Origin of the sequence: Ekhidna sp. (assembly GCF_963691765.1) — a bacterium.
GTDB lineage: Bacteria > Bacteroidota > Bacteroidia > Cytophagales > Cyclobacteriaceae > Ekhidna.
Genome location: NZ_OY829375.1, coordinates 3835599 through 3849648, shown reverse-complemented (window position 1 = coordinate 3849648; position 14050 = coordinate 3835599). Strand labels below are relative to the sequence as shown.

Sequence of the window (14050 nt, the reverse complement as noted above, 5' to 3'; positions counted from 1 at the left end):
CTAGTCTGTATTCTTCTTTAGTCTTTCTACATCATTTCTAAGATTGCCGATCATACCCATCAATTGATCCATCGAAAGGTCATCCGTTGCATTAGGATCTGGGAACTCTACAGATATATAAGCTTTAGCTTCCCAAATCTCCATCACTTCAGCTGGATCAAGCTCATAAGCGCTAAAGGATTTATTATCGGAAACCAGATACAGTTTTCCCTTTTCTTCAATGTAATTGAATACTCGTTTATAAACTACACCTTCAGTCTGCGTTACCAATACATAGGTATTCCCATTCCTTATATAATCGAGTTGCTCAATGTATTTACCTATGACGATACTACCTGAAACAATCGGAAGCATTGAGTCTCCTGCGATTTCAAAAGCGCGATAAGTACCACCTTTAGGTAAAACTGGCAAATGAAATCTTGGGAGGTCTGTTAAGTACTCAGGATCCGCATAACCGTTGGTGTATCCTGCTGCAGCTTTTGTTGGAACAAGCTGAATGTATTCCTCATCTGCATTTTCATCAACGGTCACTGCAAGCACTTTGACGTTTTGCTTTGGCACTCTGTTTTCACGTGTCAAATCCTCATTAATCAACTCATCCACAGAAACTTCAAACAGCTCTGCCATTTTAGAAAGCGTGGTTAATCGTGGATCCGCTCTTCCTTCCTCATATGCACCAACTGATGGTCTGTTGATTCCAAGAGCTTGCGCAAAAGTCTCCTGAGTAAACCCTTTCTTCTTTCTAAGGAATTTGATGTTATTAGGTATTCTGGCCATTATTCAAAAATCATAAGATTTGATGGTTGCGATTCTTGCCCCAAATGATATAAATGGAGGTGATTACTTTCATAACCATAATCCAATTCTTTAAGGCGTTTTTTTATTCTGGTAATAACTGACTTCAATGTTTCGCTGGCTTCAACTAAAACATATCCGTAAAGCTGCTTCTCCTCACGTATGGTAGCAAAGAATTTAACTTGATAACGACCAGAATTAAGCCTCTTGGAAGAAATCCGAAGCTTATAATAATCGTCTAAAATCAAATCTTTTGCTAACTGCATGATCGTATTTTGATCTTAAATTTAGCAAAAAATATTAAATACTAAAATTTTTAGATATTTATGATGCCATGATGTAATTGACACCTTCTGAATAGCCGTTTTGATTCAAATATGAACGAATGTTATCTCTAGCCCCTCTATTCCCTACATAAGAAACCACAAAAGCTTCTTCGCTACCAGGAATCTTACTGTAATGAATGGTATTCTTAGCCTCCTTTAAATCAACATAGCTGACTACCTGAACGCCTTCCTTTATAAGATAGTCACTTCTCCGTCTGGAAAGCCTGCCAGCACCCCATAAATAGACTTTTGGATGATTGGGATTATTGAGCGCAAGCCACTTTGCCAAGTACTTTGCTTTAATCCTAAAAAATGCATCTTGAGAATAATGTTCATCTTTTCGCGTAAGCCTACTCTCGGTATCCCGCCAAAACAAAATATGCTCATCCACTTTACCCATTTTGACACCTTCAGCCTGCAACCGTAGAAAAAACTCATAGTCTTCGGGGAAATCACCTAATTCATACATTCCATGTTTTGCAAAAACCTCACTTCGAATCATCAAAGTGGGATTGGCAATGGGGAACTCTACAAATTGATTGAGCGAAATGTCTCTTTCTGATTTAATGGTATTCAGCCAGTTTACATACTGGATAAATCCTTCGTTTTCTTTAGGTCCCAGGTAATCAACTAGCCCCGATACAACCTGTAGGTCAGGATCTTTGAGAAACTCATTTACCTGGACTTGCAGCCTAAATGGCTTTGCAATGTCATCAGCATCCATCCGAGCAATAAACTCACCCTTAGCTGCTTCAATTCCACGATTGGCAGCATGAACCACTCCTCTATTGGGTTCATTGATAATCGTAACTAGCGGATGTCTTTTATACCTTTTAGCTACTTGCACCGAATTGTCAGTGCTCCCATTATCAACAAGGATCAGTTCGAAATTTGAATACGTTTGATTGAGAATGCTATCTATTGCCTCTTTTAGGTATGGAGCATTATAAAATGGTAGAACTACTGAAACAAGTGGATTGGAATTAGTCATTCCCTCCTTCTTCACCGCTCTCTTCTTCTCCCTCCTCGGTGGTAGCTTCGGATTCTGCTGGTGGTGGGGTTTCCTCTTCAGATTCTTCTACAGGCTCGTCTTTCTTCTTATTTTTCTTCTTGAATAATCCTTTGAAGAAAGGCTCTTTAGTTGCTACTGAATCTGGCACAATTGGGTTTCCTAGTGAGTCGAGAGCTACGGGCTTAGGCTCTGGTTTTGGACGTCTGTCTATGAATTTCTCACCAAAGTATTTGTTGTAATACTCCTGTTCAACATTGAAATTATCACTTGGATCATACCTAAATAAGTATTTTGTCTCCTCCTTGGCTTCGATAGGCTCAGCTGATGCAACAGCTGCTGTCGAGTCCAGGGTAAGTGAATCCATAGCAATGGCGAGTGAATCTACGCCAAGCGAATCAGCAAAATCAGAGGCTACAAACTCGTTCGTCACTTCCTCAGGACCATGAACATTCTCCATTGGTGCAGTACGCATCTGATAATCCTTGATGATCGGACTTATCGGCTCTTTGATGATTCCATATTTCGTTTTCTTCTGAACTCTCCATGGAACCACTTTTTCTCCCGCATATGCGTAGTAATCCGTTTTTGGCTGAACCACTTCACCAACGGCAAGTGAATCATTGGGATCTTCTCCTCTTTGCTGAGCCAAGAACTGATTTCGTGTATTTTCATCGAGCTGCCAAACGTAGGAGAAATAGGCATCACGCGTCGGACCATCCAGAATGTATGTACTCTGATAGGCAGGACATATCACCTTATCCTGACAGGATAAAAGCGACGCATAACACAAAATGATCAACAGCCTCTTCATGAGATTCGTTGTGACAAACTAGTGATTTGGATCAAAAATAGGTGTATTTTATTATATACTGATGAATCAACGACGAAATTGAATTTTTAGTAGATTTATCTGGACGAAAGGTTGTTAAAAACGTGTTCGTACATCTCATCCACCCACATCTTGTACATTTTACCTGATGGATGCAGGTCGTCAGAAGCAATCAACGAAGGATCTTCTTTTGCTAACCTTGACCCGGGTGTAATGTTGATGAATTTAACATCTCGAAGTTTGGCGATCTTTTCAGCGATGGCGTTGTAGTTGTCGAGCTCACGTGCAATCTTCTCTTCATCCAAAAATTTCTTCTTAGCAAAAGGTGTTACGCCGTAATCTGGAATTGATACTACCATCACGTGATATGGGTTTCCATCGGCAAACTGGATTGCCTGATCTAACAAGCTTTTAAATTCACGCTCGTATTGATCAATTGGGTATCCACGATACTGATTATTGACACCAATCAGCAAAGTCACAAAGTCAAAAGTGCCTTCTACGTCTGCCTTAACAATGCCAGACTGCAATTCATCAGTAGTCCAACCTGTAGTTGCAACAATCACAGGGTCAATCTTTATAGAATCTTGCCTCAATCTGTGAGCTAACTGCACCGGCCAACGGTCATCTACATTTACCGCTTCACCAATGGTGTAGGAATCACCTAAAGCCAGGTGAATGAAGGATTTATCACTCGTAGAGTCTTTCTTTTGCATAGAGCAAGCAATTAATAAAGAGAAGGATAAAACGATTAAGAAACGCATGATTAGGGATTTTATGCAAATTACAGATTTTTAATCTCTCCCCCGTCACATTTTACAGCACATCTTTCAACTCCTCATTTTTATTGAAGACAGCTCGAGCAAAAGGACACAAAGGCACAATACTGATTCCCTTGCTTCGTGCATCGTCGACAGCTCTACGAACCAGTTGCTCTCCTACTCCTGTACCACGCAAAGATTCACCCACCTCCGTGTGATCAATGATGATTCGATCTGTACCAGCAATTGAGTAGGTCATTTCGGCAACCTTCTTTCCATTCTCAAGTATGTAGTAAGAACCTTTTGAATCCGATTCTTCATTTTCTATTTTCAAACTCATAATTGAAAGATAGCATCTGAATTAGAACTGAGCATCATACCTTACAGCTGTTTTGAAACGAATCCTCCAATCGAAATACCTTAAAATCGCGCTACGCCATTTTCTACTTTGGACGCCTGCTTTTGCATTCTGGACAATTATGCGTGAGTTTGGCCATGAAGTGATACGGGAAGATGGAAACCCACCGCTGACGCTTTTACAGCACGTAAAGCTGCATTTTGCGATAGGAATCGCCTCAGGATTCATCTTTGGAACGCTCGAATTCCTATTTGAGAAATACATATATAAACGGGTTTCTTTTGGAAAAACGATGCTGATAGGATCTGTCAGCTACATGATTTCAATTTTACTTCTTGTGACCTTTGGTATTCGATCGTTTTCTCGAATTGTGGGTATCGAATTTGATTGGGCTTTCCTGCAAACATTCATTTTCTCCAAGGAGATGCTGCTGCTAACTTCCTACATTTTCATGGTAGGGTTTCTAATCGACTTCTTTCGAGAGGTGGACAAGAAATTTGGCCCCGGAAACCTTTGGAAGATGATAAAAGGTGAATTCTACCATCCGAAAGAGGAGAATCGCATATTTATGTTTTTGGATCTAAAAAGCTCCACCACCATTGCGGAGCAGTTAGGCCATAGTAAGTACAGCCAATTGATTCAAACGTGCTTTCTGGATGTATCTGACCTGGTCATCAAACACAAAGCGGATATCTACCAATATGTTGGTGATGAGATCGTATTGAGCTGGTCTATTGAAGATGGGCTCCAGGATTTGAATTGCATCAAATTTTACTACAACTACCGTGACCTATTAGAAAGCAAGCGTAACTATTACGAATCCAAGTTTGGGCTCGTACCCCAATTCAAAGCGGGACTTGAGATGGGAAGCGTTATGGTAGCCGAGGTTGGAGAAATCAAGCGAGAGATTGCTTATCATGGTGATGTATTGAACACTGCCGCGCGTATTCAGGCCTGCTGTAATGAGTTTAACCGTAAAGTCTTGATTTCCGAGAACATTGAGAGTGCGCTAAGTGAGATCACAAACAATGAATATGAGTTGATGGGTGACATCCAGCTAAAAGGAAAGCAAAAGAATCTTAAAATCTACGCAGTAAGCGACCTCATCCTTAACTAACCTAAGTTATCTAGCTCTTCCTTCACCTTCTTAGGCAACTTGGCCACTATTAAGTCATAGCTATCATCAATGAGTTGCTTGATTAAGTTATCAGGTACGCTCCCATCGGTATCTACCGAGTTCCACTGTTTCTTATTCATGTGGTAACCAGGACGAATCGACCCGTCATATTGCTCACGTAGTTCTATGGCATATTCAGGATCACATTTAAGGTTGATGAATTCAAATGATTCAATACCCGTTAGTGCATACATCTTGCCCATCACTTTGAACACCAATGTATCTGGCCCAAATGGTGTCTCTTCTGTTGTGCCAGGTTTTATGAGGCAATAATCTCTGAATTTTTCGATGTTCATGGTTTAGGTGATCGTGATGAGTTGAAACGACTTGTATTTACCGATGTTTCGTGAGGACACGAAACGTGGCAGGGGAGTTTGGTTAGTTCATTAGTTCATCACATAACTAATTTCTACTGCATTCTTTTTCTAGTTACGCCCAAGTCACTCCTCAACACCTCCCACGCTGGAAGACTTGCGCGATAAGAGGACATACTTTACCTCCCTTGCCGGAAGACTTGCACGATAAGAGTTAATGCGCTTATATTCTTCTTTACTCATGATAATAGATTGGCCTCTTGCTAGCTTAAGATAAGAGGAATTGCTATGGTTTAGGTGAGATTTAATTGTGGTATAAAATCTTTCTTTTAGAATACAGCTTATACCCATCATCCGTTTTTATAAATGATTTAGTCCAATTACCTCTTTTATCATAGGTGAATTTGCAATCAAAACATGGAATGCCACCTACCCACTCTTTAGCTTCTTTTCTCCTTCCATTTTCATAGTAATATTCTTTTCTTAAAAGAACATTTCCAAGAGAATCGCACTGTTGAAGCACTTCACCTTTTATTTCTTTTTTAAAGGATTTTCTTGACTCAACTAAACAAAGACCTTCGAAAACACGGGTGATTTTAGTATTGGAATCTATTGGGGTAATGGCAAATACCTGATTGTCTTTATAGAACCAACCTATTTCAATCGTATCTTTTCGAAAAAATTTTAGAGAGGTTTTAATATTATCATTCTGATCAAAAAAGTGAATCTCTCTTCTTAGTAACTTTGCTTTATCATCATTATTTTTTACGCTTATTTCTAGGTAATCCTCAGTTAATTGATATTGAAAATTTTCAAAACGTTTACCAATTAAATCCTTTCTTGAAATTAGATTCCCATTTTCATCAAACTTAAGTTTATCATTAATATTATGATAATCACTCCCTTTGATATGTATTGATTTTATTCTATCTCCATATGTCATTGCATCATTGAATGAAATCAATGGATAATCCGAGTAGTATTGACTAAATGTCGGAGGAGCAATAATTAACGCAAAAGCAAAATAAAGTAGCTTCATAATTTACATATCTCTGTAGGTTTAGCTCGTACCTTAAATCAAATCAATTTCTAGAGAAGATAAGCATCGATAAACAACAAGTCCGAGCTACAAGCTCGAACTAGCTAGGAGTTTAATCCTTTGATTTTGCTTTGATCAAATATTCATTAAACCAATCTGGAAATTCTTTTTTGCCTTTTGCCCGAAGCTTAATTGGTTTTTCATGTCTCATATTTTCAAGCATACATATCAAAAATGTCTTATTACTTTTTTTTACTATTTCAGTAGTGAAGACAACCGATTTTTTTTCATATGTTAAGATATAATTGTCATTCTCAACTTTATACTTCAAAGTTCTGACATCAAAAATTTGGTTGTGATCACTATTGTCCGCTTCAATAAATAGAGCCCCTTATGGCGCAAGTCTTCCAGCAAGGGTAGAGTGCTGGCGCCACTTGGGCTAAACTCATAATTCAAAATCATATTTCTTCTCCATCATAAACTGAAATTACTTCGACTAAACCTCCCTTTCCAGCATAATTGCTGGCACTGGAGTACCTGTATTCTTCCGGTTCTCTCACGAATCCCGCTTCAACCGGATTTTTATGTACATATTCCAACTTCTGTTCTATCCAATCACCTTCTAATTCGATGGGATGATTGTCTTGTTGCCAGAACTGGAAATTTGTATTGTTGCTATTTTTTTGAGCCGCACGCTCCATCATCCAAATCATCCACTCTTTTCTACCTTCTTGAGGGTTATCTTGAATTGCATTTAAAATTTGACTGGATGTGAATTTCTTGAAATCGCGTACCATATCTGCGAATGCAGATCCATCTGGTCTCCTTCCGATAATTAAATGGATATGATTAGTCATAATTACGTATCCATAAAGCATCATCCCCTTATTCTTGACACAGTATTTCAAGCTCTCAATAACAATTTCTTTGTATAATATTCGAGTAAATACATCTATCCAGTTGACAACTGCTGTAGACAAGAAATAAATTCCTTCCGGATTGTTCATTTTGTATTTGCTACTCATCTTTAATTCTAATTACTAGCTACGCCCAAGTCACTCCTTCACACCTCCCTTGCCGGAAGACTTGCGCGATAAAGGCAAGAACAGACCCACCGTCGTAGCCGGATTTTGCCTTCAGTGCCAACTGATACGCTGCCGGATTGGACTCCATCGCACTTACAAAATTTTTGAGCGAGGTTCGTTGATTATTCACATAGAACCGACCTCTTTCAACACGTAAATCTTGATTTTGAGCGAAACTTGAAAAGGATAAAATAAGGAATGCTAAAGCAATCAGGTTTTTCATATTTGGTTTATTTATTTATTAAAAATTCACTTGATACCCTATCCGAGGCACCAAAGGTCGTTGATTCAAATTGTTGTTTTTGTAGTTGAAGTCATAGAGCAAGGATATGCTCACACTAATCTTATTGGAAAGCTGAAAACGTCTTCCTATGCCTAGCAAAGCTGCGTATTGCCAGGTCGCCGCTACAGGAGTCTCCTGAAACAGCGACTTGTTCTTCACCAGCTGATATTCTCCATAGACGTAGAACCCTTTCAGAATATCATAATTACTGAACACGCTCACCCCGTGTGCATCGCCGGTTAGAGAGGTAGAATCCCGATTGCTAAACTGCTCACGCAGCAACAACCCCACACCGCTTGAAAATGCTTTGGTCCATTTGTATCCAACCTGTATGTTGGCATCTAAAATCATCGGACTTGTTGATTGGATAGCGATGTTACCATTAAGAAACAGTCGATTTTTTAATGGCGAGCCTTTCAGAGAGTTTCGCTTCACTCCCTCTTCCGGCTTGGAAAGTTCAGGTATGGCAGCATACTTCGTTTTGGCAGCCTGCAATGACACCTGTGACTTGGTAAACTCTTCCGGCGAGATGTTTTCAAAAAAAGCCGATACACCGGAGCGATCTATCCGTGTTAGCATGCCATACTCATCCACTGCGCCGTGCTTCATCTTCTGTGCAATGCTAAAATCACTTTCCTGAGCAAGTTCGGGTGGCAAGTAAGACGCTAGCCGCTGCTTCATATCAAACCGATTCGCAAGAGTGGCGCTATCAAGCAAGGTAGAGTCTGGATGAAACTGATCCAGGTAAGCTGAGTCGTACTGCCCGTAGGCCTCGTAGATCTTTTGCACTTGAGCAAAGTCTCCATCACGAGCCAGCTGTTGTATCGCCCAATCCGTTGAGTCTTTTGGTATGCCGAAGTTGGCAGGATCCACGTAGTATTTCTTCGGATTTAGCTCATACTGCCCCAGGATTAGCTCACGACGATTTGCTTTCGCCTCCTTCCACTTGCCTTCAGACTTCAGGCTGTCCTTGTTGTCATACTTGTAGTCTTTCCAGGCTTGCCGTGCCGCTTTGGCACTATCTTTTTGATAAAACTTGCGGTAGTTTTTGAACTTTTCTCTGGCATCTCCGGATTTTTCCACCTTTTTGAGGTGCTTGTCCGACACGTTGACATCAAACTTGATTTGTCCTGAAAGGGAGCCCATCAAGCATGAAAACAACAGAAAAGCTACAAAACGCACCTTTGGTTTAATTAATCCTGAATGCCATCCCCGTCATCGCAGTTAGCTAAGATGCTCACTCTGGCAGTCTTCACATTCGTGCCGCCACATCCATCGCTCACCGTCACCTTAACATCCCATGCACCATACGTTGTTGTTCCTCCTGTAAGGAAACTACGTGACAGGCTTACTGCAGACTGATCATTCGATGCGGTGATTGGTGACCAACTGCTGGCACCTACCTCCTTATACTCCCAGGTGTAAGTGAAGCCTGATGAGCAACTTGGCAATTCACCCGGAGTAGCGGAAACATTAACTGAAGACGGACTTCCATCCGGACAAAGTTCTGCCGCTGCCGGAGAGATACTCAAACTCCAGCTGGCTCCCCCTCCTGTTCCGTCATCCGGTCCACCAAGGCCACCACTACCACAAGCCACTACCTGGATGGAGCGCTCTTTTTTCAACTCCTGGTTGCTGCATAAATCTTTTACCGTAACCTTTACATCGATGGTGTAGTTTTCAGTAGCATGCTCATCAAAAGCAGTTAATGGAAGTTCCACTACTGTCTGTCCCACATCGCCAAAGCGTGTCCAATCGATACCGGGGCGTTTGTACTCATACATGACAAACTCATATCCTTCGTAGCACCGAGCACCGTAGCCAAAGCCATAAGTAAATTGACTGGAACCGCTATAGAATGTCCCGGTTTCCGTTTCAACATTATTTCCACCATCATCGTCTTGCAGGAATTCTTCCGTACCATGATCGTGGCAATATTCTACGCTAGTAGGGCCGCTAATCGTAAGATCTGCAATGTTGTCAAACACGGTAAGCGGATAGTTATCTGAAGTTGTGAGATCAGGGTGATCAAGATCTGTAACCGTCACATCTATATTGTATGTTCCTTCATTTGCATAGGTATATGTGGCAAATGCAGTACTAGAATCATCGTCTTTCCAAACAAATTGCGGGCTGCCATAGGTAGACCCAGTTAAATGGGCCTTAAGCGTGATTGGACTATTGGTGAGGTTATATCCTGCATTTCCTTGAATCTCTACCGAAAGTCCGGAATTGGATTCCCCCACCGTATTGTAGCGATATCTTTTGAGGATAGACCCGAAATGATCCTTTGTTAGGAGCAGTCGGTTTTGATCGTCGTAGACGTAAGACATTTCCTTTCCATTTGGATCAGTTACTTTTTTTAACCTGCCCAGACGGTAGTATTCATAAGAGGTCGTGCGCTTCAAGGATTCTACCCCCGGATCCACCGTCATGCTCGTTACATGTCCCCTGCTATCGTAGATATAACTTGTAACTATTCCATCCTGACCCGTTCGTGATGTCACCCACCCTTGATCGTCGTATGATACGGTAGAGGTAACCTCAAAATCATCTGGTTGAAATTCGTAATCAGCGTTTTTCAACTCAGGCAAAATGGCGACGTGACTTTCAAAAGGCAAAATCATTGCGTTCTCGTTTTTAAATGTCGTTAATGAGTTACCAGAAAACTTATACGCCGTTTCACCCGGCAAGAGTACTTTGCTTTCAGACTGAATTGGGACTGCGATCATGTTGATATTGACCATTTCATCCAGTACAGTCGGATCTTCAACAATGGTAATGTCATTCTTTTCAAATGGGTAATAAGTACGGCTTTTAGTTCCCTGAATTACCTGGCCATCGATGGTTGTCTCGCTCTCCACCAATGTTGGCAGTGTTTCAAACTCATTAGAATAACCATAATCGGTGCGTGTCTCGCTTATCAAATTACCTAAACCTGTGTCATCGTAGGTTCTGGAAATCGAGTAATCTAACTTGAGATTTCGTGTTGTGATATCATACTTAGAGATCACATACCAGAATTCAAGACTATTATCTGCAAAAATACCTGCGTTTTCATCTAAGTACTCTAAGTGAAATGAATGGTTAGAAACCGAAAAATCTGCTAAAGCATCATGAAGAAAATGATTTTCTACTTCACTTAACTTTTTACCAGCTTTATCATAGTTCGTTACTTTTTTCTCTATCCCGCGATCAAAATAAAGTAAGGTAGGTGTTGCATACGGAAATGCATTATCATCCAAAGCCTCATAGTCAATAATTGACGTCCCTTCTTCATTTAATACCGGTCTTGCCGTATAATCATCAAACGTATCCCGATAAGTATCTACTATAGCATAAGATTTGGTAGCATATTGAATGTCTCGATCCATGTCTCCTGTTCGGATGAATTCATGCACCGACTTAGCGCCACTGGTAACGTTATGCTCTTCAACCGTTCGATAGCCATTAGTAGGTCCATTTAAATCAAACACCAAGGTATGACTGCTCTCAAAAATGTGTGGGATCTGCTCTCCAACAACCTCATTGCGATCTTCAGGAACCGTAACAATGTGATCAGCTACATACTCAAAATCCAAGGGGTTGTATTCATCCAAATACGTGTAGGACATGTCAGAAACGGTTTGACCGTTTCCATCAAATATTTTTATACTGTCTACGCGTACTCCGCCATGCTCACCATGTATGCCGTAATAGAACTCTTTATAACCACCAGTTGGATAAATGACTTTGGTTAACATATTGGCTTTCGCGTACTCACTAATGCTTTTATCAATTCCAGGGAATGTGGTTCCATCAACTTCAGCCGGACCGTGCCAGGTATACATAGCTCCTTGATGTGGTCCTCCGTTGTAGTAGCCCCAATGATCGGTATAATAAGAATCCCTTGGGGGCAACTCGTACATGTCTGACCCGTCAGGATGGAAATACGTGTCATTGATGTATTCAAATTCTGAAACGGGAATACCGTCACGAATCACTCCATCCAGTTTGAGTCGGTAGCCTTTGAGTGGAACATAGCTTAAACCAAGAGGTGCTCCTTTAAAATATGAATCGGAAGAACTAAAGAAAGAATGATCCAACTCCGTGGTACTCACTATGGAACTTCCTTCACCAATGGACACCTTAGCAAGGCTCTTTCCATTTTCCAAATCATTACGTCCCCCATTGTAGTCAAATTTTATGTACCCTTTAGTAAAACCAATCCTGGAAATGAGTTTGGTCTCAATGGTCGATCTCTGAGTTACGAAGTTGTTGTGATAGTATTTATTGTGTTTATCAATTTTGTCATATGCGGATGATCCTTCACTGTGTGGGTTGTCGACCTCACCATTAAAATCCATGCAATCGTCACAGTTTTCCCCCGAATTTTTATCTTCCATACAATCCGCATAGAGGTTTAAATCAGAACTAGCAGGAACCATGCGATTGACTGTCTCCGTAGTGATGGTATTGGTGATATAAGTGAATGTAATTCCTTCATCTGCAGGAAGGTTAGGGTATTCAATTTTATCTAAATGCCACGTAGAGATGAACTCACGTTCATTCTTGTCCTGATATTCGTCGTTATTGAAATTGTCTTTAAAATTATTAGCTGTTTTTTCACGAGACCCATCTGTCTGACCAAAATAATACTTCGTTCCTTGTGTATCGGTAATAATAAAGTGAGATTTTAATTTATCCTCATAATGAAATTCAATTTTCACATCTGACGATGGTAGTGTTACAATGTCATTGGTGCTGTAGCTATCAGGCGTAATAAAAGCGTTATCCAACGCTTCATAGACATCATCGCAATCATCTAAGCAATCTCCAAGTTCACCGGCAGGCAATCCATCACAAGCAGCACGACAATCTCTCCGAAAGCTGCCATTTGACAATTCGAAAATGCTTTCAGAAAAAATGAATTTTCCTCCTCCCTCCGGGGAAGGTGAAAAAAGAATACATCTTTTTGTAAATCAAATTTTTGCTCACCAATTGCAATGTTGCGCACGGTTTGGTAGTTAAGTTCTTCTGAAAATGGCGCATGCTCATCCGGCTGATCACGAACAATTCGTGTGATGGAACCTCCAGCGGAAAGCTGCCAACCCAGACCTGCAACACCTGAAATCTCTTTGACTTTAATGCCTCAACCCGTGTACTGGAGACCAACTGGAACTGAAGCACCATTGTTTGCAGTGGCCTCGTATAAAGGAATGGAAACGGTCGCAACTCCATTGTAGAGGTTCACCGGCGTATTGATACTTTTGATAAGGGATGCTGCATCCGGTGAAGGCATCACTTGCGCAGATAACGAAATGCTTAAAATGAATAAGGCGAGTGTAAGTATTTTTTTCATTGCTGAAATGGGTTAATATCTATTTTTTGGTTGGTGATTTTGTTGGTCTAATAGCTAATTATTTTTGAATAATTGACACACAAGTTTCTCCTTCGGTACTACTTTATTATTGAAATATTTTTCCTAACAATATCAATGTTTCTGGATAGTTCATTTTGTATTTTCTACTCATTTTAATTCTACTTTCTAGTTATTTACAAATTACTCCTTAAGACCTTCCACGCTTGAAGACTTGTGTCACAAGAGATGAAAAAAACCCCTTTTGCGTTCTTTGGCTACTCCTGTGATTTGATCTGTGATTTTATCTATTCTTGGTGATAATAAACATGTTAGAATAATTTCTTCACCCGATTTTAATATAATTCTAGCATAGTTATAATATTCCATTGTGCTAAAAGGAATCCCTCCCTTATCAAGGCTGGCTGACTTGTATACAATTACTTTTTTTATTTCTGAAAATTGATAATTATTAGATACTCCTTTCTTCGTAATCTTTAGTGAATGATTTTCAATTTCAACAACTTGTCCGTAATTAGTTATCCAATACTCCAAGTGCAAATAGAATGAGGGGATTATAAATAAACTAAATAGTCCAAAACCAACTAGAGTTCCTTCTAAGTCAAATCCTAAGAAATAACATATCACAAAATATAAGATGGAAGTTTGCCACGTAAATGCAGTGACTTTAATGTGATTAGATAATGTAATTGAGAACTTCACCATGCCTTAC

At 40.2% G+C, this 14050-nt stretch carries 15 protein-coding genes; 1 reads left to right on the top strand and 14 read right to left on the bottom strand.

Annotated features, from left to right (window positions below):
- The 6 genes from ACY650_RS17245 to ACY650_RS17220 all read right to left on the bottom strand — a co-directional run bounded on the left by ACY650_RS17245 (position 1) and on the right by ACY650_RS17220 (position 4063).
- Positions 1-777: a helix-turn-helix domain-containing protein gene (locus tag ACY650_RS17245; protein ID WP_462249359.1), complete on the bottom strand. Its 777-nt coding sequence runs from the start codon at positions 775-777 to the stop codon at positions 1-3.
- Entirely contained in the window at positions 777-1061 is a 285-nt protein-coding gene (locus ACY650_RS17240; protein ID WP_462249357.1) for a hypothetical protein, read from the bottom strand. Before ACY650_RS17240 ends, ACY650_RS17245 begins: the two co-directional genes overlap by 1 nt.
- A 58-nt stretch (positions 1062-1119) precedes the next feature.
- The gene (locus tag ACY650_RS17235; protein WP_462249355.1) at positions 1120-2112 is read right to left on the bottom strand and encodes a glycosyltransferase family 2 protein; all 993 of its coding nucleotides are present in this window, start codon (positions 2110-2112) and stop codon (positions 1120-1122) included.
- On the bottom strand, positions 2105-2944 hold the full coding sequence (locus ACY650_RS17230) for a hypothetical protein (protein ID WP_462249353.1): 840 nt from the start codon (positions 2942-2944) through the stop codon (positions 2105-2107). The genes ACY650_RS17235 and ACY650_RS17230 overlap by 8 nt, the downstream gene beginning before the upstream one ends.
- Before the next feature lie 95 nt (positions 2945-3039).
- Positions 3040-3678 (bottom strand): SGNH/GDSL hydrolase family protein, encoded by a 639-nt coding sequence (locus ACY650_RS17225; RefSeq protein ID WP_462249351.1) that lies wholly within the window; start codon positions 3676-3678, stop codon positions 3040-3042.
- Between the two features lie 100 nt (positions 3679-3778).
- The gene (locus ACY650_RS17220) at positions 3779-4063 is read right to left on the bottom strand and encodes a GNAT family N-acetyltransferase (protein WP_462249349.1); all 285 of its coding nucleotides are present in this window, start codon (positions 4061-4063) and stop codon (positions 3779-3781) included.
- A 52-nt stretch (positions 4064-4115) separates the two neighbouring features.
- On the opposite strand from ACY650_RS17220, the gene ACY650_RS17215 reads away from it, so the two are divergent.
- Positions 4116-5198, top strand: coding sequence for an adenylate/guanylate cyclase domain-containing protein (locus tag ACY650_RS17215; protein ID WP_462249347.1), 1083 nt, complete (start codon positions 4116-4118; stop codon positions 5196-5198).
- Here the strand turns inward: ACY650_RS17215 and ACY650_RS17210 are convergent.
- The 8 genes from ACY650_RS17210 to ACY650_RS17175 form a co-directional block, all read right to left on the bottom strand.
- Positions 5195-5554, bottom strand: a complete 360-nt coding sequence (locus tag ACY650_RS17210; RefSeq protein WP_462249345.1) for an MmcQ/YjbR family DNA-binding protein — start codon at positions 5552-5554, stop codon at positions 5195-5197. The two genes, ACY650_RS17215 and ACY650_RS17210, sit on opposite strands and share 4 nt — an antisense overlap.
- A 322-nt stretch (positions 5555-5876) precedes the next feature.
- Positions 5877-6611 (bottom strand): hypothetical protein, encoded by a 735-nt coding sequence (locus ACY650_RS17205; RefSeq protein WP_462249343.1) that lies wholly within the window; start codon positions 6609-6611, stop codon positions 5877-5879.
- 458 nt (positions 6612-7069) lie between these two features.
- Entirely contained in the window at positions 7070-7636 is a 567-nt protein-coding gene (locus ACY650_RS17200) for an REP-associated tyrosine transposase (protein ID WP_462249341.1), read from the bottom strand.
- A gap of 19 nt (positions 7637-7655) precedes the next feature.
- Positions 7656-7919, bottom strand: coding sequence for a hypothetical protein (locus ACY650_RS17195; RefSeq protein WP_462249339.1), 264 nt, complete (start codon positions 7917-7919; stop codon positions 7656-7658).
- An 18-nt stretch (positions 7920-7937) separates the two neighbouring features.
- Positions 7938-9161 carry a hypothetical protein gene (locus tag ACY650_RS17190; protein ID WP_462249337.1) on the bottom strand — a complete coding sequence of 408 codons (1224 nt, stop codon included), beginning with the start codon at positions 9159-9161 and terminating at the stop codon, positions 7938-7940.
- A gap of 11 nt (positions 9162-9172) precedes the next feature.
- Positions 9173-12862 (bottom strand): RHS repeat domain-containing protein, encoded by a 3690-nt coding sequence (locus ACY650_RS17185; RefSeq protein WP_462249335.1) that lies wholly within the window; start codon positions 12860-12862, stop codon positions 9173-9175.
- A gap of 248 nt (positions 12863-13110) precedes the next feature.
- Positions 13111-13320, bottom strand: a complete 210-nt coding sequence (locus ACY650_RS17180) for a hypothetical protein (protein WP_462249333.1) — start codon at positions 13318-13320, stop codon at positions 13111-13113.
- Between the two features lie 237 nt (positions 13321-13557).
- Complete coding sequence (locus ACY650_RS17175) at positions 13558-14043, bottom strand: hypothetical protein (RefSeq protein ID WP_462249331.1); 486 nt, start codon at positions 14041-14043, stop codon at positions 13558-13560.
- Positions 14044-14050: the final 7 nt, after the last annotated feature.